Source organism: Marinobacterium litorale DSM 23545, from assembly GCF_000428985.1.
Lineage (GTDB): Bacteria > Pseudomonadota > Gammaproteobacteria > Pseudomonadales > Balneatricaceae > Marinobacterium_D > Marinobacterium_D litorale.
Window position 1 is genome coordinate 39149 of the sequence record NZ_AUAZ01000024.1, and the last position, 21381, is coordinate 60529.

Annotated in this window: 20 protein-coding genes and 1 tRNA gene; 4 read left to right on the forward strand and 17 right to left on the reverse strand. The window is 55.0% G+C overall.

The window, feature by feature from the left end:
* Window positions 1-3: 3 nt before the first annotated feature.
* A complete protein-coding gene (locus G403_RS0116230) occupies window positions 4-927 on the reverse strand; it encodes a LysR family transcriptional regulator (protein WP_027854923.1) in 924 nt (307 codons plus the stop codon).
* Between the two features lie 98 nt (window positions 928-1025).
* Between G403_RS0116230 and G403_RS0116235 the strand changes: the two genes are divergently transcribed.
* Window positions 1026-2963, forward strand: a complete 1938-nt coding sequence (locus tag G403_RS0116235) for an FAD-dependent monooxygenase (protein ID WP_027854924.1) — start codon at window positions 1026-1028, stop codon at window positions 2961-2963.
* A 93-nt stretch (window positions 2964-3056) separates the two neighbouring features.
* Complete coding sequence (locus G403_RS0116240) at window positions 3057-3710, forward strand: glycerophosphodiester phosphodiesterase family protein (protein WP_027854925.1); 654 nt, start codon at window positions 3057-3059, stop codon at window positions 3708-3710.
* Between the two features lie 186 nt (window positions 3711-3896).
* Here the strand turns inward: G403_RS0116240 and G403_RS0116245 are convergent, their stop codons facing one another.
* The 7 genes from G403_RS0116245 to G403_RS0116275 all read right to left on the reverse strand — a co-directional run bounded on the left by G403_RS0116245 (window position 3897) and on the right by G403_RS0116275 (window position 9833).
* A complete protein-coding gene (locus G403_RS0116245) occupies window positions 3897-4877 on the reverse strand; it encodes a 2Fe-2S iron-sulfur cluster-binding protein (protein WP_051299158.1) in 981 nt (326 codons plus the stop codon).
* A gap of 76 nt (window positions 4878-4953) precedes the next feature.
* Entirely contained in the window at window positions 4954-5937 is a 984-nt protein-coding gene (tmoE, locus tag G403_RS0116250) for a toluene-4-monooxygenase system hydroxylase subunit beta TmoE (RefSeq protein WP_027854927.1), read from the reverse strand.
* 10 nt (window positions 5938-5947) lie between these two features.
* Entirely contained in the window at window positions 5948-6259 is a 312-nt protein-coding gene (gene tmoD / locus G403_RS0116255; RefSeq protein ID WP_027854928.1) for a toluene-4-monooxygenase system effector TmoD, read from the reverse strand.
* A gap of 61 nt (window positions 6260-6320) precedes the next feature.
* A complete protein-coding gene (gene tmoC / locus G403_RS0116260; protein ID WP_027854929.1) occupies window positions 6321-6659 on the reverse strand; it encodes a toluene-4-monooxygenase system ferredoxin TmoC in 339 nt (112 codons plus the stop codon).
* Window positions 6660-6664: 5 nt separating this feature from the next.
* Window positions 6665-6919 carry a toluene-4-monooxygenase system hydroxylase subunit gamma TmoB gene (gene tmoB / locus G403_RS0116265; RefSeq protein WP_027854930.1) on the reverse strand — a complete coding sequence of 85 codons (255 nt, stop codon included), beginning with the start codon at window positions 6917-6919 and terminating at the stop codon, window positions 6665-6667.
* Between the two features lie 20 nt (window positions 6920-6939).
* Window positions 6940-8442: a toluene-4-monooxygenase system hydroxylase subunit alpha TmoA gene (gene tmoA, locus G403_RS0116270; RefSeq protein WP_027854931.1), complete on the reverse strand. Its 1503-nt coding sequence runs from the start codon at window positions 8440-8442 to the stop codon at window positions 6940-6942.
* Window positions 8443-8468: 26 nt separating this feature from the next.
* A complete protein-coding gene (locus G403_RS0116275) occupies window positions 8469-9833 on the reverse strand; it encodes an OmpP1/FadL family transporter (RefSeq protein WP_084404078.1) in 1365 nt (454 codons plus the stop codon).
* Between the two features lie 270 nt (window positions 9834-10103).
* Between G403_RS0116275 and G403_RS23650 the strand changes: the two genes are divergently transcribed.
* Both G403_RS23650 and G403_RS23655 read left to right on the forward strand, forming a co-directional pair.
* On the forward strand, window positions 10104-13040 hold the full coding sequence (locus G403_RS23650) for an ATP-binding protein (RefSeq protein ID WP_036234206.1): 2937 nt from the start codon (window positions 10104-10106) through the stop codon (window positions 13038-13040).
* Window positions 13037-13666, forward strand: a complete 630-nt coding sequence (locus G403_RS23655; RefSeq protein WP_036234208.1) for a response regulator transcription factor — start codon at window positions 13037-13039, stop codon at window positions 13664-13666. The genes G403_RS23650 and G403_RS23655 overlap by 4 nt, the downstream gene beginning before the upstream one ends.
* Window positions 13667-13897: 231 nt before the next feature.
* Here the strand turns inward: G403_RS23655 and G403_RS0116290 are convergent.
* The 9 genes from G403_RS0116290 to thrS form a co-directional block, all read right to left on the reverse strand.
* Window positions 13898-13974, reverse strand: a tRNA-Pro gene (locus tag G403_RS0116290).
* Between the two features lie 71 nt (window positions 13975-14045).
* Complete coding sequence (locus G403_RS0116295) at window positions 14046-14408, reverse strand: MerR family transcriptional regulator (RefSeq protein WP_027854933.1); 363 nt, start codon at window positions 14406-14408, stop codon at window positions 14046-14048.
* Window positions 14380-14691 carry an integration host factor subunit alpha gene (gene ihfA, locus G403_RS0116300; RefSeq protein WP_027854934.1) on the reverse strand — a complete coding sequence of 104 codons (312 nt, stop codon included), beginning with the start codon at window positions 14689-14691 and terminating at the stop codon, window positions 14380-14382. Before ihfA ends, G403_RS0116295 begins: the two co-directional genes overlap by 29 nt.
* A 14-nt stretch (window positions 14692-14705) precedes the next feature.
* The gene (gene pheT, locus G403_RS0116305) at window positions 14706-17084 is read right to left on the reverse strand and encodes a phenylalanine--tRNA ligase subunit beta (RefSeq protein ID WP_027854935.1); all 2379 of its coding nucleotides are present in this window, start codon (window positions 17082-17084) and stop codon (window positions 14706-14708) included.
* 39 nt (window positions 17085-17123) lie between these two features.
* The gene (gene pheS / locus G403_RS0116310; protein ID WP_027854936.1) at window positions 17124-18107 is read right to left on the reverse strand and encodes a phenylalanine--tRNA ligase subunit alpha; all 984 of its coding nucleotides are present in this window, start codon (window positions 18105-18107) and stop codon (window positions 17124-17126) included.
* Between the two features lie 88 nt (window positions 18108-18195).
* Window positions 18196-18552 (reverse strand): 50S ribosomal protein L20, encoded by a 357-nt coding sequence (rplT, locus tag G403_RS0116315; RefSeq protein WP_027854937.1) that lies wholly within the window; start codon window positions 18550-18552, stop codon window positions 18196-18198.
* Between the two features lie 40 nt (window positions 18553-18592).
* Window positions 18593-18787, reverse strand: coding sequence for a 50S ribosomal protein L35 (gene rpmI, locus G403_RS0116320; protein WP_027854938.1), 195 nt, complete (start codon window positions 18785-18787; stop codon window positions 18593-18595).
* A 107-nt stretch (window positions 18788-18894) separates the two neighbouring features.
* The gene (infC, locus tag G403_RS0116325; protein WP_156899726.1) at window positions 18895-19437 is read right to left on the reverse strand and encodes a translation initiation factor IF-3; all 543 of its coding nucleotides are present in this window, start codon (window positions 19435-19437) and stop codon (window positions 18895-18897) included.
* A 15-nt stretch (window positions 19438-19452) separates the two neighbouring features.
* On the reverse strand, window positions 19453-21369 hold the full coding sequence (gene thrS / locus G403_RS0116335) for a threonine--tRNA ligase (RefSeq protein WP_027854941.1): 1917 nt from the start codon (window positions 21367-21369) through the stop codon (window positions 19453-19455).
* Window positions 21370-21381 lie beyond the last annotated feature (12 nt).

The window sequence follows — 21381 nt, forward strand, 5'->3', positions numbered from 1 at the left end:
GGATCAGAGCGCCAGCCCGAAGGTTGGCGCTGTCCGATCCAGTGTTTGCACGAGCTCCTTAATCACCGACCGGACTTTGACGAAGTCCGGTTTTTCTTCATCTTCCGCCCTTAACCAGAGTGCAATATCCCGGCGCACACCCGCGTCCTCCTGAACCTCGATCAGCTGTGAAAGCTCAACCGCTCCAGTCATCAGCGCCAACCGTGCTGGCAGGCGAACCAGCATATCCGTGGTTTCCAGCAGATGCAGTACCGACCGAATACTGCCGGTAAATGCGATCTTCGCCGCCTCGTTCCCGGCCAGATTTTGCTGCCCATCCAGAAAGCCTGCACTGGCACCGGCCAGTATCCAATTCTGCTGTTCAAGTTGGTCAACAGATACCGGGCCAGCCTGGCCCAGCAGCTGTGAGCGCTTACCAGCAAAAACACCGGAACGGTCACGAAACAAAACCTCCCGCTCCAGTGATTGCTGGGGTGTGGTCAGATGTGCCGGCGCCAACAGGAAATCCAGTTCCCCCTCCTGCAGCAACCGGATCTGGGACGCCGCCGAGCCGGTTCTGAGATGAAAGACGAACGCTCGCTCTGCCAGAAAGCCCGCGGTCATCTGAGCCACCGTTGCAAACTCCCAAAGCGGGTCTACACCGACGATAAATTCGTTTTTATAGCCACTGTGCCACTGCCTGATCACCTCCTGTCCGTGTTCGCTCTCGGCCAGTATACGCTCACCGATCTGGGCCAGGCGCGCACCGATCTCGGTGGGGATCACGCCATGGCGAGTGCGGGTCAGAACCGGCGCGCCAACGCGCATCTCCAGCTGTTTTATACTTCGAGTCAGGGTAGGCTGGGTGATAAAGAGCTGTTCGCAGGCGCGACTCAGCGAACCCTGCTTTACAACGATCGCCAACTGCTTCAACAGGTTAGGGTTCATTTATTCATTTTCTTTTAGTCTTAAAATAAAAAACTATTTTTCCTGATATCTTAATCGAAATAAAGTTGATCTCGATCAAAACTACAGGAGTTCAGCCCATGCAGTTCCATCTCAACGGTTTCAACCCCGGCGACCCCCGTTTTTCCGACCCGCAGGATGCTGTCGTCCCGCCACCGATTAAACGCCCGCTCCCGGCAGAGGTGGATGTATTGATTGTCGGCTGCGGCCCGGCCGGTCTCAACCTAGCCTCTCAGCTGGCCCAGTTCGGCACTATCTCCGTGGCAATAATCGACCAGAAAGATGACCGCCTGCTGGTGGGACAAGCGGACGGCATCGCCTGCCGTACCATGGAGATGTTCCAGGCCTACGGCTTTGCAGACCAGATTATTCAGGAAGCCTACCAAGTAAACGAAGCGGCCTTCTGGAAACCGGATGCGGACAAGCCCAATCAGATCAGTCGCAGCAGCAAGGTCCCGGACGTGGCTGATGATCTCTCCGAAATGCCGCACCTGATCATCAACCAGGCCCGCGTCCACGACGAATTTCTTAAAGTGATGCGCCAGTCCGCCATCAAGCTCGAACCACATTACCAGCGCAAGTTGCTGGGCCTTGAGGTGAGTGAAGACAGCTCTGAGGCTTACCCGGTAACAGCTAAGATCGAGCGGATGGTGAACTTCTCCCAGTACACCCAGGAGATCGAAACAGTCAAAGCCAAGTATGTGGTTGGCTGCGACGGGGCTCGCTCCAGCGTTCGCAACGCGATTGGCAAGGAGCTGGTCGGCGATGCGCTGAATCAGGCCTGGGGCGTGATGGACGTGCTGCTCAATACGGACTTCCCCGATATCCGCCTGAAGTCACTGATCCACTCCAACAACGAAGGCAACATGCTGATCATTCCGCGCGAGGGTGGCTACATGGTGCGCCTCTATATCGAGCTGGATAAGCTCAAGCAGAACGAGAGGGTCGCTCGTGACCAGATGACCCCAGAGGTGCTGATCGCCGCTGCCAATCGCATCATGCAACCCTACACCGTGGATGTGAAAGAAGTCGCCTGGTGGAGCGTATACGAAATCGGACAGCGTATTACCACCGCCTTTGATGACTCCACCGAGACACGTGCAGCGCGCGTTTTCCTCGCTGGGGATGCCTGCCACACCCACAGCCCCAAAGCGGGCCAGGGTCTTAACACCTCGGTGATGGATACCTGGAACCTGGGCTGGAAACTGGCCCATGTACTGACCGGCCGCGCCGATGAGAAGATCCTGAGAACCTACTCCGATGAGCGGCGTGAATATGGCCAGGCTCTGATCGACTTCGACCGGGAGTTCTCTCGCATGTTCAGCGCCAAACCCAAATCCGCCGACAACCCGGACGGTGTCGATCCGGCCGAGTTCCAGCGCTACTTCCAGTTGTTTGGCGAATACACTGCCGGCGTTTCCATCCAGTATCGCCCGTCGCTGATGGTCAGCGAAGGGGAACATCAGACACTGGCAACGGGCCTGACTGTAGGCAAGCGTTTTCACTCAGCGCCAGTAATCCGGCACGGTGACGCCAAGCCCGATCAGCTGGGACACTGCCACACCGCTAATGGTGCCTACCGTGTCTATGCCTTCGCCGGTAACCAGACACCGATGTCTGAAAACTGCGGTGTAAAAGCGCTGTGTGAGTTCCTGACCAACAGCCCGGAATCACCGCTTAAGAAATATACCCCGGCTGACGCTGATCCGGATAGCGTGATCGACCTCCGGGCGGTTTTCCAACCCCACCACCAGTCTATCGAGCGCAGCACTCTGCACCCGGCCCTGAAACCGAAAAAAGGCCGCTACGGCCTTGAGGATCATGAAAAGGTGTTCTGCGTCGACAACCGTCCTGAATCATCAGGCGGTGGCAAAAACATCTATGAGATGCGTGGTATCAATAAGGAACAGGGCTGTATCGTCATCGTCCGCCCGGACCAGTATGTGGCCGACGTCATTCCGCTGAATGACTATGACCGCCTTGTTGCCTTCTTCGATAACGTGCTGAACCAGATCTAAGCTGCACCAAAGCCCACCTGTCTGTCTCCCCGTTCAGGTGGGCTTTTCTCTCCCCACCCCTTTCGGTCGATCCATCTCCGCTAAACTGGTGCTATGGACAAGTTAAGTAACGACATACCATCACCGGTTATCGGCCACCGTGGCATTCCAAGTCTAGCGCCGGAAAACAGTCTTGAGGGTCTACACAAGGCCTCGGAGCTCGGCGTCGGCTGGGTAGAGATGGATGTCACCCTTAACCCAGATGGCATCGCCGTTATGAGCCATGATCCCGTGACTGGTGGTCTAGGCTCCAGCCCCGCTCTACCGACACTGGCCGAGACCCTGCAACGGCTCAACGAACTCTCGACCGGCCTCAACCTTGAAATCAAAGACCACGGATATCCGCCGGAGCTGATCGTCGCGCAGGTTCTGAAAGTCATTGAGCAATCGCAGGTCCCCGGGGATCACCTGCTGCTTTCCAGTTTCAACAGCCAGATACTGGCCCAGTGCCTTATCCAGGCACCTCATCTGCGCCGGGGGTTGATCGCCAAGACGCTGAGCAAAGACTGGCAAGAGATATCCGTACAACTGAATCTGTACAGCTTGCATCCTTACTGGAAAACGTTGACTCCCAACCTGGTTACTGAGATCAAGCGGCAGGGACTGCACCTTTACACCTGGACCGTCAATGATCCTAAAGCGGTACGAATACTCTGGTCCTCGGGACTGGATGGCGTGATAACCGATTACCCACAGCGCTTCAAATAGATAGCCGAATCAACGAAGACTCACCCCGGCTGTTAATCCAAGCGTCACAAGATCATCACGCGCCTGCTTTCCCGCCGTCACAAGCCCCCCAGATAATTTCGCACGAAACAGGAAGCTGCGTGAACAAGGTGTTTAGTATTCACACCTAGCTTGATCTTCCTTCTATCAAGCCTTCAATAACGTACTCTAAAAAAATCGGTCAAAATGAATAGATTCGAAAGGGACGCCGTTTTCGATCATCAGCAGCTTTTGTACTGCACTAATCATTGGTGGAGGACCGCAAAGGTAGAATTCCGTGTTTTGAAAGCATTCCAAATAGATGGGAATAACGTCGTGAAGATAACCAGTTTTACCCTGCCACCTAGTATTGTGATCCAAGTTTGACAGTACATTAATAAGCTTTAGGTTGTCAGCACTCAAAAAGAGGGATTCAGCCATTTCAAGCTCTGCCTTCAAGCGTGAACCATAAAACACTTTAATCGGATGCTCGTAGCCTTCACTTATCAAGGTATTCGCCATCGATAGCATCGGCGCTATACCTGAACCACCTGCAATAAAGACGGATTGCTGCTCATCAGCAGTGGTTAGCACCGACAGTCCATAGGGGCCGTCCAACTGCAGCGTTTCAACCCTGTCATGCGCCAGCGCACAGGACACCTTACCACCGGGCACCGCCTTGATGATCAAGGTCAGCCTGTTGCCATCAACCGGATTAGCCGCCGAGTAAGCACGGGCACCGAGCTCCGGTAGCTCAACCATAAAGTACTGACCGGGAGAAAATATCACCTCCTGCTCAGCCTCCAGCTGCAGCTCAAACATCTCCTCGGAAAGAAAACGTTTACCCACCACCCGAGCGGAGAAACGGGCTGGCGGATAGAGCGCACGCCCCTCGGCACGATTGATAACCTTGATCCGGAGGTCGGATTGCGCCTTGCACTGGCACGCCAGCAGACGCCCTTTGCGGCGCTCGCGGTCAGACAAACCCGGCGCGTCGGGCCAGAGGTTATTCACCTCGCCCTCAAGCACCTCAATTTTACAGGCACCACACCCGCCGGAGTTGCACTCGTAGGGAAACGCCAGTTCAGCACGCAGCGCAGCGCTGAGTAGCGTGTCGTCACTCGCTGACTCGAATTGGAGCAGCTGATCGTCTGATTGAATTTTGAACATAGACAACGTCTCTGAAAAAGCCCCTTCGACAGCGCCGAAGGGGAAGGCCTTCTGATAGGTTACAAGCGGAGCGTCATCAGACCGCCAGCATAGAACTCCTTAACGAGGCACTACGTTCAATGTATTGCCCAGGGACCAGGTCCTCGGAGAGCATCTTCAGATACGCCTCCGCAGCCCTGTCTGCCAGCGGCTGCCACTTCTCGACCCAGCCATCGATAACCGCATGATTGTCCGGGTTTTCCAGCGCATGTTTGACCAGCGCTTTCGCCCAGCGGTTATGACGCTCAGCGTCTTTCAGCTGGCTATCGATCAGCAGCGGCAGCAGGGTATCGTTGTTCTCCCACGCCTGCTGCTGCAGCGGCTTGAGCACACTCTCGACCAGCATCGGCTTGATCACCAGATTGAGGCTGACAAAAGCCTCCGCCCAGTCGAACGCGATCAGCTGCTTCTCCATCAGCTCACGCAATCCCTGCCAGCCCGGTTCATTTTCCCACAGCTCCCGCTCACGCTCGCCAAAGCCGGCATCGCCATAGGTGAGGCCAAGTTCGTGGGTACGGTAGGCGGTGTGGGTCAACCAGCGCAGAGAGTCTGCGGTTTGCAGAATGCAGCAGTTGGAGATCGTGCTCGCCGGCGCCATCTGCTGAACATAAGCAGAGGACATCTGCAGGCAGTGGAACAGATAGCGCAGCGGAGCGAAGCAGCGCGCCATCGTGTGCTGCCAGCCGTCGCGGACCATCTGGTCGTGCTCGCGCTCGTTGAACTGGTCGAACAGGCCCTGCACGTACGCCTCCTGGCCATCCTGCATCATGTTGTAGGTGCGGTAGACCAGTTGGTCGGGATCGGTAAACGCATCCCAATCATCATGTTTAAGCGGTGATGCGTTGCGGTACTGCTTGTACCAGAGGTTCATCGGGCTATCCGGGCTCAGCTCCCAGGGCGCGTCCGGATTGTTGGTGCTGTAGTGCAGTTTGCGCGACACGATGTCGTATTCACTTGGCTTTTTTCTCATCTCAGCCAAGTGGCTCCATGTGCGCAACGGTTTTTTGGATTCAAAGCTCATGAGTACCTCCTCACAGAGATTTATCAAAGTAAAAACGGATCTGGTCCTGGTCGGCCCAAATCTGTCCCGCGAAGGAAGCCAAATTAATCTCCAACTCCTGCATGTTGAACCGGCGGCCCAACTGCTCCTCCAGCGTTTTGCGGGTCAGGATCAGTTCTCCATCGGTCTCGATACGTACATATGCCCGCTTGTCTTCCACCCGGATCTCCTTGCCCGGATTATCGATCTCCGCCGTTTCGATCACTGGCTCCACAAGTTCACCAGCGCGGATAATCGGTCCAACGTTATTGTTGTTTAAGGCCTGATCACCCATCGTACTCATCACGTTATCCCTCTTTTGCTCAGCTGTTTTGCTAATGGTTGGTGCAACAACTGGCGCTGCTTCAGGTGTGTGCCATATTTGGCGAAACGCCTTCTGTATTGACGTAAATATCATCGCCCTTCACCTCTACGGGGTACTCAGCAAGGCAGCAATCTTCCGGGTTGATGCCCTGTCCGCTTTCATCATCAAAGGTCCACAGGTGGGCACGACAGGTGATTACGCCACCCTCGTAACTGCCCTCAGACAACAGAATCTCCTGATGGGGACAGATCGCCTGGTAGGCTTTCACCCCATGCTCCTCGCTGTTGACGATCAGGATTTCGGTACCGTCCGAGGTCTCGAAGGTCTCCATCTCGCCTGCCCAGATGTCGTCAAGGGAACAGACTTTTTCAAAGCTCATTACGGCTAGTCCTCAAATACCACATCGATCACTTCGGTCGGTTTCAGGCCGCTCTCGGCGACCGTCATCTCCCGCGGGAACAGTTCTCTTGATTGATGTTTGCGAACACGCATCACCCCGGCACGAGGCGCAACGCGGCGGTTAACACAGTGGTAAGCGACCTTCTCCGCCACCTGGTCCATGGAATCATTCAGATCCACGACGATCAGTTGCACCAAGAAGTCACGTTCAAACGCGGCATGAATTGGAAATGCTGACATCATCTACTCCTTAAACCGGTTCAAGCCGACTTTTTCATTTCGGGTTTACACTTCTCGGCCCAGGCGAAGTCATGGGCGTCTTTACCCATCTCCTCCACACACTGGAACCCCATGTACTGCAGCGCGCCCTCCAGAGTCATCGGCTGGATCTGCCCGGCCAAGAAGCGGTCGACAATGTTCAGGTGGTTCTGGTACTGCTCCGGATCTTGCTGGAAGATCCAGCGATCCACTTCCGAACCGAAGTGGTACAGGCGACCGTTGTGCTCAAGGCTGAACACCTTGACGTCCCAGTCATCGCCGGGAATACCGACCAACGGAATCTGGCTCATATTGCACACGGTAGGCAGAGTTTCCGGGGAAACCAGTTCCATGCGATCGTTAATCACGTTGTCGGTGATCACATCCCAGCAACGGCCCCAGCGCTTGCTCCAGCCCGGATACTTCTCCTCCAGCCAGTCACGCTCCTCCGGTGTCACCCCTGCCGCCGGGTTCCACCAGGCGGTTGTACGCCAGTACCAGACACCCATGTGATAGCTGTGGGGCAGCTCATCGATATCCTTGAGGAACAGATCCCAGTACCAGGGCTTATCCAGACCGAGATCGAGCAGTGCACGTTCGAACTGACCGATGATCCACTCGTACATGAACTCCTTGAACGACTGGTGGCGGTGCTCCAGCGGCGTGTAGTAATCCATGATCGGACCGGTCAGCACCGCGAACAGACGCCAGGCACGCCAGATCGCCATGTCGACCTTCTTCTGCGCTTCCTCCTTCTTGCCGTTCTCGATCAGCACCTGCAGCGCCGGACCACCCTGCTGCGCGTGGCGGGACTCATCGGTCTGTATGCTGGAGATCAGGTTGGCAAAGGTGTAGTCCCCGGCATCGGCCGCATCGGCCGCCAGACCGAGGAACTGCATGTTGGTGAAACCGGTTTCGAACGAGAAGGTCAGCATGATCGCGACGCTGATCGCATCGCGTCCGGTGATGATGTCGTCGAAGAAGTGCTTGGCAGCGATCGCGGCCCATTCATTACTCTGGTAAGCGCGCCAGGCCCAGTCAAACTGACGGTCCTTCTTGCAGTACTCATGCGGGAAAAACAGTTGGATCTGGCCGTGACGCAGCTCGTCCATCATGCCGAACGCGGCCATGTTGCGGTTACCAGGCGCCTTTGAGAATCTCGCCATGCGCCCTTCACCCGTTACAGCTGCATACTCGCCAACGGCTATGGCACCGTAATGCGCTTTCAGGATGCTGATCCAGCCCGGATCGGAATTTTCATAGATCTGCGCACGCTCAAGTGCGGCCTTTACGGAATAAGCACCGGCATCTTTTTCACGCTGAATACTGACATATTCCGGGTAGGAGGTTTTATAAGGCTCATCGTAGCTTTCCCATTTTTCCAGCGGGATGCCCATATGGCCGGACATCTGCTCAGGGAACAACTGCTCTTCGGTGACATAACTGGGGGTCCAGTTAGTCGCCCTGGTCAGTTCATACCAGTCTTTACGGGGATGCATCGCCATCTTGTTATTCTCCGTGCGGGTTGGGTTTAAAAGTTCTTGCTATAGGAGACCACGGCGTTGATCTGGCTGTGGCTTTGGTTCAACGTCTCGGTGCCTGCAAGGTAAGACGGCGTATCCAGGCTCTCTTTCAAGCCGAACGAAAGCGCCATACCCAGCCTCGACCCGCTGTCGAAGCGGTACTCACCACCAAGAGAGATGTGTTCTTTCAGATAAGCTGGGATCACAGGCAGTATCAGGTTGTTGTCCTGTGCCTGCTGCGCATAGCTGTAGCCTGCGCGAAGTGTCAGCTTGTCGTTGTAGCGGTAAGCGGTGCCGATAGAGGCCACCGTAATATCCTGATACTGATGCGGCAGTACGATATCGATTCCACCAGCCGGGGAGCTGAAACCCACATTGATGTTCTCCATCACATCACTCCAGTAGGTGCGCTTGATATCGCCGGTCACCAGCCAACGGTCGTTGATCTGATGCGCAATCCCCAAGGCCAGACTGGCGGGCATCTCGAAGTCTTTAATGCGGATATCGCCACTTAGCGGCAACACAGAACCGTCACTAGCGACACCTGTAAGCGTTGCCCTCCCCTCCAGGTCCCCCACCGAGGTCTCGAAGTTGTACATCGCGCCCAGAACGGTGCTGTCGCCTAGCTTATAGGTCAGGCCCAAACGCCCACCCAAACCGATCGCGTCTACACCGCCGCCAGTCGGAGAGTTACGGGTTAAGCTGAAGTGCGCGGCACCGCCAGGACCGACGAATCCGGCCAGCGGGGCCACCAGGCCACCTGAGAGATTACCTCCGGCAGCGAGTGCACCAACTTGGGAGGCAGGAAGAAGAAGTTCGAGATTAAGTGCAGTCCAGACCAGATCGAGGCTGCCGCCGACGGTCAGGTCCGGTGTCACCTCATAGCTGAAGCCGACGGGTGCACGCAGCACCAGCAGACGGCTGGAGTTTTCGAAGCTGGTTTGTGTCCCGTTTTCGGTCCGTGACAGGAAACTGTCGTTACCGAACTCGGTGCCCAGGCCACCGTTAGCGAACAGCCCTACACCCAGGTGCCATCTGTCCAGCTCGGTGACATAACTCAGCTGCGGTGCGAAGTAGGGTCCACGGTTATTGGATTCCGTGCTGCTCTTGGCCACCTCTCCGCTGCTGTTTCGCGCCTTGATATCGGTGGTGACGATATCCAGCCCGACTTCGAGCTGACTGCCATCCGGCGCCAGCCCCAAGGTAGCGGGGTTGCTGATCAACGCCGCGTTTCCGGTATAGTAAGAGGAGCTGGTGCCACCCATCGCACGAGAGGTTGCACCAAATCCTTCAAGGTCAAACACCTGCGTTGCATGTACGCTAAAAGCACATGACCCCAATAGCAGTGCGCTGGCACTTTTTATTTTTATCATCTGTTCACCCATTTTTATTTTTATATACTTTCTCAGGCAAAACGCCGTTTGATAGTGATTAGAATTCTTTCAGCTCAGGGATAAAAAGAAATTATTTTTTGGATTATGGGTTTATTTTAAAAATGTAATTATCTAAACCAAGGTTTATCAAAACTAAACTATGGGTTAACTTTGGCTGAAAATTAAGTTATCTGGATCAACAAAAGAGCATCAAAAAAAGGCTATACTCATTACCCATAACAACAAAAATCAATTGTCAGAGTCTTGAATATGAGTTCGGTGGATAAAAAGCAGTTTCAACCTGGCTCCGCACTTACCGTTCACAGCACCTACCTCGAAACAAACGGTTCCGGGCAGCTTCAGCGAGAGAAACTTGCCCGCATCATCTTTGATGGGCTTTACGAGTTCGTTGGCCTGCTCGATGCGCAGGGTAATGTGCTTGAGGTAAACAGGGCGGCCCTGAGCGGGGCCGGCATCACACTGGAGGAGATTCAGGGTAAGCCGTTCTGGCAAGCTCGCTGGTGGCAAATTTCGCAAGAGTCGGTCGCTGCCCAGAAACGGCTGGTAGAAGCCGCTTCCGCGGGAGAGTTTGTCCGTTGTGATATTGAAGTGTTAGGAAAAGCGGGCGGGCAAGAGATTATTGCCGTCGATTTCTCACTTCTCCCTATCCGTGATGAACAGAACAATATCGTTTTCCTTCTCGCCGAAGGGCGCAATATAACCGATAAGAAAAAAGCCGAAGCACAGCTGGCATTAAAAAACCGCGAACTTGAACAACTGGTTGAAAGAATTAGAAAACTGGATAATGCCAAAAGCGACTTTTTTGCCAAGGTCAGTCATGAGCTACGCACGCCGCTCTCATTAATTCTAGGGCCGCTGGAAGCGATAATGGAGGCGGAAAAAGAGCGCGGTTCGCCTCACTGGAACCAGTTTGAGGTGATACAACGCAACGCCACCACCCTGTTAAAACAGGTCAACGCCCTGCTCGATCTGGCAAAGATGGATGACCAGCAGATGGGGCTCACCTATCGTCGCACCGACCTCACCCTATTGACCCGCGCTATCTGCTCACACTTCGAAGGCGTCGCTCAGCAGCAGTCGATCAGTTTCAACACACAGCTCCCTCTGCAGATGATTGCCGAAGTGGATGGCGAGAAGTACGAACGTATCATCCTCAACCTGCTTTCCAACGCCTTCAAGTTCACGCCATCCGGCGGCCTTATCCGCTGCACCCTTAGCCTGAGTCGTCCGGACCATGCGCTGATCACCGTCTCCGATAGCGGGCCGGGCATCCCCTATCAGCTCCGAAGCGAGATATTCGAACGCTTCCATCAACTGCAACCGGAAAGCCCTCAGACCCAGCAAGGTACCGGCTTGGGGCTCTCCATCGTGAAAGAGTTCGTTGAGCTGCACCACGGCACGATCTCCGTCAGCGATGCGCCGGGGGGAGGAGCACTGTTCCAGGTGGAGCTACCACTGAAAGCGCCGGAGGGTGCTTACGTAGCCAGCGACACTCTGGCACGTGGCGAACCGCTGCAAACGGTTAACCCCGATGAATACATGACACCAACACCCTCAGTGGAAAGCACCGCCACACCGGCTCAGTTGGAGTACGATCGGCCCCGCGTCCTGATCGTGGAAGACAACGCGGATATGCGCTGCTTTATCAAGGATTGTCTCAACACCGATTATCAGGTGTATCTTGCGCCAGACGGCGCACAAGCGCTGGAACTGATGAGCGCTGCGCCGCCTGACCTGATGATCACCGACCTGATGATGCCGGTAATGAGCGGCGATACGCTCGTCCATGAAATTCGTAACCAGGAGGGGTTTGCACACATCCCGATCATGGTGCTGTCCGCCAAATCGGACGAACGGCTGCGGGTAAAGCTGCTCTCTGAATCGGTGCAGGACTATCTGTTAAAACCCTTCTCCGCTCAGGAACTGCGAGCACGGGTCAGCAACCTGATATCGATGAAGGTAGCCGGAGACGCCTTGAGGCAAGAGCTATCCGACCAGAGCAACGATATCGCCCTGCTCACCCACCGCCTGATCAAAAGCCGCCACCGTCTGCAGGAGAGTCACGACGCGCTACGGGCGTCGGAAGCGCGCTGGAAAGCGGTTTATGAAAACTCCGCCGCCGGGATTGCACTGACCGACCCCGACAGCCGTATTCTCAACGCCAACCCCGCGTTTCAGCGCATTACCGGCTATACGGAAAAGGAGTTGAAACAGCGCTCGATAGAGCAGCTGACCCCGTCCGATGCACGACCGCAGATGAAACAGCGCCTGTCACGTCTGCTCAAGAGCGGTGTCTCCGATTACAGCGTTGAGCGCCCCTACCTGTGCAAGGATGGCTCCACGGTCTGGGGTAACGCCAGCGTCTCGTTGATGCCCCCTCGCGCAGATGAGCCCCAGGTGGTGCTGCAGATCATCGACGACATCACCGAACGCAAACAGGCGCAGGAAACGCTCAATCAACTGCAGCAGGAGCTCGTCCACGTCTCCCGCTCCGCGACGATGGGCGAAATGGCCGCCTATATTGCACACGAGTTGAATCAGCCGCTCTCGGCGATCATGACCAACGCCAACGCCGGCACACGCTGGATAGGCAATCAGCCACCCAACATAACGGAAACCAAAGAGGTACTGGCCCGCATCGTCCGCGATTCCGATCGCGCTGGCGAAATCATCCGCATGGTCCGCTCCTTCCTGAAGCGCCAGGAGCCGGTACAGAAACCCATCGACTTCAAAGCACTGATAACCGACACCGCCCTGATACTGAAGGCACCCACACAGAGCAACGGAATAGGACTGAAGATCGTGGCGGACGATACTCTCCCCAGGATTCTGGGAGATGCTGTACAGATACAACAACTGCTCATCAACCTCGCCATGAACGCCATCGAAGCAATGAACCATAGCGACTGTAAAACACGCGCTCTGACCCTGTCGTTCTCGACAGATCCCGCCCAGGATGCGCTGATGATCCGAGTTACCGACACAGGCCCGGGCATTCCGCCGAGTCAGATGGAGCAGCTGTTCAATGCGTTCTACACAACGAAAAAAGAGGGGCTCGGCATGGGGCTGGCAATCTGCCTTACCATAACGGAGGCACACAACGGGAAAATCTGGGTGGAACATCCCCCGGGGGGAGGCATATGTTTTGCCGTACGCCTTCCCATGACTCAAGAGCGCGGCATATGAACGAACAAAAAACATTAATTTATATAATCGACGATGACAGTGCCGTGCTGGAAGCATTGAGTAGCTTAGTGCGCTCAATCGGTCTTAGTGTAGCCTGCTTCTCATCAGCTACAGATTTTCTCAACAATTTAGATGAGAATACCCAAGGCTGTCTTATTCTAGACGTAAGAATGCCTGAAATGAGCGGTATGGACGTGCAGAGAAAGATGTTAGATATCGCAGAGCATATCCCAATTATTTTTATTAGCGGTCACGGTGATATTCCTATGGCAGTCAAAGCGATTAAAGCAGGCGCCATTGATTTCCTAACCAAGCCCTTTCGTGAGGAAGATTTACTTTGCGCAATTCGAACAGCTATAAATATGATACCTAAAAAGGAAGTGACAGTAGCAGAAATAAAAGATCGCTATGACAGTTTAAGCAAACGGGAAAAAGAGGTTATCCGATTTGTTCTCAAAGGATTTTTAAACAAGCAAACGGCGTTAGAACTCGGTATATCTGAAGCAACTGTCAAAGTACATAGACATAATATAATGAGAAAAATGAAAACCTCTTCTGTCCAGGATCTTGTTAGAGTTTGTGACCGGATCGAAAGTTTTTACTTCGATGACTGTGATAATAATTGAAGCGCTCGAGCATCTCAATTATCCCCCAGACCATCCGTGAGAGCATTCGTTGGTTCGATGCATAGGAAAGCCCTACGCCCTTAGGAGACTGTGCTCCAACTAGCAGCATTCACCGTTCTCCCATGAAGACAAGCAAATCGTAAACGGTCACAGAACGGCCACGAAAGAAGGCCAAAGAACCATAAACGAAAAAATCGCCCTAAGGCGATTCTTCTATCTCTTTGATTTAAATGGTCGGGACGGCAGGATTTGAACCTGCGACCCCCTGCACCCCATGCAGGTGCGCTACCAGACTGCGCTACGCCCCGACTAGGCGGAGACCCTGAGGCCTCGAAGAGAGATGCGAATACTACCTTAAGGGTTTGATAATGTGAAGCTTTTATCGCACTGTTTTTAACAGGTCTCGAATGCTTTCGAGTTCTGTAATAGTTTGCTTAAGCAACTGCCGATAACGTTTGGAATCCTCACTGGCTTCACCGCCTTTCAACCACTGCCTGGCTCCGACAATCGTAAAGCCCTGATCATACAAAAGGCTACGAATCTGTCGGATAAGGAGGAGGTCCTGGCGCTGATAGTAACGGCGGTTATTACGTTTGACCGGCTTGATTTGATCGAACTCCTGCTCCCAATACCGCAGGACGTGCGGCTTGAGATCGCAGAGCTTGGCGGCCTCGCCGATGGTGAAGTAGCGTTTGCCGGGGATCGGTTCCAGCTCAGTCTGAGTTGGACTGCTGGCCGGCATAGGCTTCTACACGTTCCTTGAGTTTCTGTCCCGGACGGAAGGTCACGACCCGACGTGCGGAAATCGGGACCTCCTCTCCGGTTTTGGGATTGCGGCCCGGCCTCTGGCGCTTATCGCGCAGATCGAAATTGCCAAAGCCGGACAGCTTCACATGCTCGTTTGACGCGAGGCTTACACGGATTTCATCGAAGAAGGATTCCACCATCTCCTTTGCTTCCCGTTTATTAAGACCCAGTTCTTCAAAAAGACGCTCGGCCATATCCGCTTTTGTCAAAGAGCTCATGACATTCACCCTGTCTAATCTCTTAACGCAGCTCCCAGCTTTTCGCCCAGAGCCGATACCACAGCGCTCACTGCACTGTTTATTTCTTCATCATTAAGAGTGCGTGATGGATGTTGCCAGGTCAAGCCCAGCGCCAGACTTTTTCGTCCCGGTTCAATACCTTGGCCCTGATAAACGTCAAACAGGGTGATCTGTTTAAGGTATTCACCGGCCGCCGCTTTCACCACTTCGCGCAGCTCGGCGAAGCAGGTCTCAGTGCTGACCAGTACAGCCAGGTCACGGCGGGACTCCGGGAATTTGGACAGTTCGGAGAAGCGCGACACCCGTCCGCCAATCACAGCGTCCAGTTCAATCTCGAACAGGAACACAGGACCGGTCAGATCCAGAGATTTTTGCAGTGAGGGATGCAGGGCGCCGATACGTCCGACGGTCTGCCCATTCTGCTGAATAGCCGCGCTCTGCCCCGGATGCAGTGCCACCTGGTTGTCGGCTACGAAACTGAAGCTACCGGCATTGCTACCCAGGCTCAGCAGGGATTCCACATCGCCCTTGAGGTCGTAGAAATCGACCTTGTCACTGCCGCCGTTCCAGCCCTCTGGCTGACGGCTACCACAGATAATACCGGCCACCACGTTTTGCTGCTTCAAGCCATCAGTGGTCGGGACAAAACGCTGCCCGATCTCAAACAAGCGTACACGCTGCTGCTGACGGTGCTGATTGTACTGCAGAGCCTTCGCCAGTCCGGGCCACAGGGTCGTGCGCATGACGGCCATCTCAGCCGAGATCGGGTTGGCCAGCGCCATGGGCTCATGTTGATCATCAAACTGAGCAGACAGCCCTTTCTCGATAAAGCTGTAGGTGATCGCTTCCTGATACCCCAGAGAGATCAGATGGCTGCGTACCCGACTTTGACTGACCCGCGCTTCCGGCAGCGGCGGGATCGGCAACTCCGCACGCGGTGTGCGAACCGGCAGGTTGTTATAACCGTATACACGCGCGATCTCTTCGATCAGGTCCACTTCCAGGCTGATGTCGAAACGGTAGCTCGGTACCTGCACCTGCCACTCACGGTCGCCGCTGACCTCGAGCTTGAGGCCGAGACGGGTGAGGATCTCTACGATCTCTTCCGCGGGAATCTCAAGTGCGAGAGCCGAAGTCACCTTATCGTGGCGCAGCTGAACACTGGTTACCGCCGGCAGATCCTGTTCGGAAACCGCTTCGGTAACAGGGCCTGGCTGGCCACCTACGATATCCAGCAACAGGGCGGTCGCTCGTTCCATGGCATCACGCTGTAACTGCCAGTCCACACCACGTTCAAAACGGTGAGAGGAGTCGGTATGCAGCCCGTAGTTACGAGCGCGCCCTGCAATAGCAAGCGGAGCAAAGAACGCACTTTCAAGCAGGATATCGCGGGTCGCATCAGTTACCGACGTGGGCTCGCCACCCATAATGCCGGCCATGGCCACCGCCTTTTTATCATCGGCGATCACCAGAGTATCCGCGTTGAGTTTAACCTCTTGGCCATCCAGCAGCGTCAGAGCCTCGTCCTGTTGCGCCATACGCACCTGGATCTGCCCTTCAAGGGTGTTCAGGTCAAACGCATGCATCGGCTGGCCCAGCTCGAGGAGGACGTAGTTAGTCACGTCCACAACCGGATCGATGGAACGAATACCGGAACGACGCAGCTTTTCCTGCATCCACAGCGGTGTCTCTGCAGATGAATCGATGCCGCGAATAACCCGTGCCAGATAGCGCGGGCAGCCGCTGGTCGCCTTCAATGACGCTTCCACTTGATCATCGATCTGGGGCGCTACCGGTGAACAATCCACCGATGCCACCGGCACTTTGTTGAGTACGCCGACTTCACGGGCCATCCCGGCAAGGCTCAGGCAGTCACCCCGGTTCGGCGTCAGGTCCACGTCGATGATCTGGTCATCAAGCTTCAGGTATTCGCGGATATCGGTGCCGACCGGCGCATCTGCCGCCAGTTCCATCAGCCCGGCGTGATCTTCGGATAGACCGAGCTCATCCTCGGCACAGAGCATGCCGAAGGATTCGACCTGGCGCAGCTTGGCCTTCTTGATCTTGAAATCTCCCGGTAGAACGGCACCAACCTTGGCAAAGGGCACACGGATCCCGGCGCGAGCATTGGGCGCGCCACAAACTACCTGGAACTCCTCACTACCATCGGAGACCTGGCACACCCGCAGCTTATCCGCATTGGGGTGCTGTTCGGCACTGAGGATCTCACCAACCACCACGCCACTGAATGCGCCGGCAACGGGTTCTACTTTATCGACTTCCAGTCCGGACAGACTGAGTTGATCGACCAGCGACTGGGTGTCAATTTCGGGCTGCACCAGTTCGCGCAACCAGTGTTCACTGAATTTCATGCTGCTGTCCTGAAATCTCTAAAATTTGGGTATGGTCGATTAACGGAACTGGCCGAGGAAGCGCAGGTCGTTTTCGAAGAACAGGCGCAGGTCATCAACGCCGTAGCGGAGCATGGCAAAACGCTCAACGCCCATACCAAATGCAAAGCCGGTGTACTCTTCCGGATCAATCCCGGACATCTCCAGCACTTTCGGGTGGACCATGCCGCAGCCCAGCACCTCAAGCCACTTGCCGTCACCACGATCGATATCCACCTCGATGGAGGGCTCGGTAAACGGGAAATAGGAGGGGCGGAAACGTACCTTGACGTCTTCTTCAAAGAACTCGCGCAGGAACTGCTCCAGCGTCCCTTTAAGGTCGGCAAAGCTGATCTCTTTATCGATCAACAGGCCCTCAACCTGGTGGAACATCGGCGAATGAGTCTGATCGTAATCGCAGCGATAGACACGGCCCGGGCAGATGATCCGGATCGGTGGCTTCTGCGCTTCCATGGTACGTACCTGAACCGGTGATGTGTGGGTACGCAGGAGGGTATGCACATCGAAGTAGAAGGTATCGTGCATGGCCCGAGCCGGGTGGTGAGCCGGAATATTCAGCGCTTCGAAGTTATGGTAATCGTCCTCGATCTCCGGCCCCTCTTCGACCGAGTAGCCGATGCTGGAGAAAAAGGCTTCGATACGCTCCATGGTTTTGGTGACCGGGTGCAGACCACCCAGTGTTTGCCCGCGCCCGGGCAGGGTCACGTCGACCTGCTCTGCGGCCAGCTTGGCCTCAAGCGCAGCGCTCTCCAACTGTTCTTTTCGGGCATTAAGCTCGTTGGACAGCTCGTCCTTGGCTTCGTTGATCTTGGCGCCGGCAGCCGGGCGCTCTTCCGCCGATAGTTTGCCAAGGCCTTTCAGTAACTGGGTAAGATGACCTTTCTTACCGAGATACTGAACGCGCACCTCATCCAGCGCTTTTACATTGTCGGCCGTTGCGACCGCTTGTTTACCATCCGCCAACAGGGCGTGAAGATTTTCCATTTCCGGCTCCAAACAAAAATAGGGGAAGAGCTTCCACCCTTCCCCTATTTGGATCTGCTTAATAACCTACCAATAGGCGGGTGACGCCTTAGGCCAGGGCCGCTTTGGCCTTCTCAACCACCGCCGCAAAAGCTGTCTGCTGGTTTACAGCCAGGTCAGCCAGTACCTTACGGTCGATTTCGATGTTGGCCTTTTTCAGACCGGCGATAAAGCGGCTGTAAGACAGACCGTTGATGCGGGCAGCAGCGTTGATACGTGCGATCCACAGAGCGCGGAACTGACGCTTACGCTGACGACGGTCACGGTAAGCATACTGACCTGCTTTGATGACCGCCTGTTTGGCTACACGGAATACACGGCTGCGAGCGCCGTAGTAACCTTTCGCCTGTTTCAGGATTTTCTTGTGACGGGCGCGAGCCTGTACACCACGTTTTACGCGAGGCATAGCAATTCCTTCCTATAAAAAGTTGATTCAGACAAAAAGCTTACAGATACGGCAGCATGCGCTTGACCAGAGCCTGGTCAGCATCATGAACCTGCAGCATCGGGCGCAGCTGACGCTTACGCTTGGTGCTTTTCTTGGTCAGAATGTGGCTTTTGAAGGCCTGCTTGTGCTTAACGCCGTTAGCAGTTTTCTTGAAACGTTTTGCCGCACCGCGGACAGTTTTAATCTTAGGCATTTTCAATCTCCACGCATTCGTTTGTAATGCGTCAGCCGGAATCAACAAAACCCGTTCCGCCTTTCCCCACTGGAGAAAGCCAGGACGGGTTGTGTATGAAACGCTGACTATTTCTTCTTCGGGGCGACGACCATCACCATCTGGCGACCTTCCATCTTCGGCTGCTGCTCTACAACACCTAGCCCGTCCAGGTCACCCTCGACACGGCGGAGAAGTTGCATGCCCAGCTCCTGATGAGCCATCTCACGGCCACGGAAACGCAAGGTCACCTTGGCCTTATCCCCGGCTTCAAGGAAACGTATCAGGTTGCGCAGCTTTACCTGATAATCCCCTTCTTCCGTACCGGGACGGAATTTCACTTCCTTGACCTGCATCTGAGACTGTTTCTTCTTAGCCTCATTTGCTTTCTTCTTCAGTTCGTACTGATGCTTACCATAGTCCATGATCTTGCAGACAATGGGATCAGAATCAGAGATCTGTACAAGGTCAAGTTCAGCCTCTTGAGCCAGCTCAAGAGCTTCTTCAATCGGAACGACACCAACCTGGTTACCATCCGCCCCAATGAGGCGGGCTTCACGTGCACGGATGTTCTCGTTAATTGGCGGCAGGTTCTGACGACCGCCGCGCCTGTTATCACGCCTGATAGCTATATCTCCTGACGAATTTTATTCCTGACGCCCTTTACGGGTTACTTCCCCGGTAATCTTTTCAATGAAGGCGTCAACCGACAACGTGCCGAGATCTTCACCGGAGCGCGTACGCACTGCAACGGATCCACTCTCTACTTCTTTGTCGCCTACAACGAGCAGGTAGGGCACTTTCTGTAAAGTACGCTCGCGAATTTTAAAGCCGATCTTCTCGTTTCTCAAGTCCGCAACAGCCCTATAACCTTTATTTTCTAGCCGCTCGGTCACTTCTTTGACGAATTCGGCCTGTTTATCGGTAATATTCATCACCGCAACCTGCACCGGAGCCAGCCAGGTCGGCAAGGCGCCCGCGTAATGCTCTATCAGGATACCAATGAAACGCTCGAAGCTACCCAGGATCGCCCGGTGCAGCATAACGGGTGTTTCACGCTCACCCTCTTCATTAACAAACTGAGCACCGAGGCGGCCCGGCATGGAGAAGTCCACCTGAATGGTGCCGCACTGCCAGACCCGGCCAAGACAGTCCCGCAAAGAGAACTCGATCTTGGGTCCGTAGAAAGCCCCTTCGCCCGGCAGCTCTTCCCAATCCAGCTGCGCCGTATCCAGTGCATCGGCCAAGGCTTTCTCCGCCTTATCCCAGCTTTCATCAGAACCAACGCGCTGTTCAGGACGGGTAGAGAGCTTGTAGATGATGTCGGTAAAGCCGAAATCCGCATACACCTCATGCAGAAACTCGATAAATGCGGCCACTTCCGACTGAATCTTGTCCTCGCCACAGAAGATGTGGGCGTCATCCTGCACAAAGCCACGTACGCGCATGATGCCGTGCAGCGCACCTGAGGGCTCGTTACGGTGGCAGGAGCCGAACTCCGCCAGACGCAGGGGCATTTCACGGTAGGAGCGCAGACCCTGATTGAACACCTGGATATGACAGGGGCAGTTCATGGGCTTGATAGCAAAGTCACGGCTCTCGGAGTGCGTGGTGAACATCTGCTCCTGGAACTTGTCCCAGTGACCGGACTTCTCCCACAGGGTACGTTCGACCACCTGCGGCGTCTTAATTTCCTGGTAGCCGTGCTTACGCTGCTTGGCGCGCATATACTGTTCGATCTGCTGATAGAGCGTCCAGCCGTGTGGGTGCCAGAACACCATACCCGGTGCTTCTTCCTGCAGGTGAAACAGATTCAGCTGCTTGGCCAGTTTACGGTGATCGCGCTTTTCCGCCTCTTCCAGACGGTGCAAATAAGCCTTGAGAGCCTTCTTGTCGCCCCAGGCAGTACCGTAGATGCGCTGCAGCATTTCATTCTTGGCATCACCACGCCAGTATGCACCGGCCACCTTCATCAGCTTGAACGCTTTGATGTGACCTGTTGACGGCACGTGGGGGCCGCGGCAAAGGTCGATGAAGTCACCCTGGCGATAGAACGAAAGCGGTTGATCACCGGGGATATCCTTGATGATCTCGACCTTGTATTTCTCCCCCATCTGCTCGAACATCGCCACCGCTTCATCGCGGCTCATGATGGAGCGACTCACTTCCAGGTTATCCTTGGCCAGCTCGTTCATCCGCTTCTCGATCTTGGCCAGATCTTCCTGGGTGAACGGACGCTCGTAGGAGAAGTCGTAGTAAAAGCCGTCATCAATCACCGGGCCGATGGTCACTTGCGCGCCGGGGAAAAGCTCCTGTACTGCCATCGCCATCAGGTGAGCACAGGAGTGGCGAATAATCTCCAGCCCTTCGTCATCGCGTGCGGTCACGATGGCCAGGTCAGTATCCTTCTCAATGACGTAACTGGTATCAACCAGAGTGCCGTCGACTTTACCGGCAAGTGCAGCCTTGGCCAGGCCGGTACCGATATCGGCAGCAACATCATAAACACTGACAGGGTGATCGAATTCGCGCTTGCTCGCATCCGGGAGAGTAATGACAGGCATGTCTAATCCTTA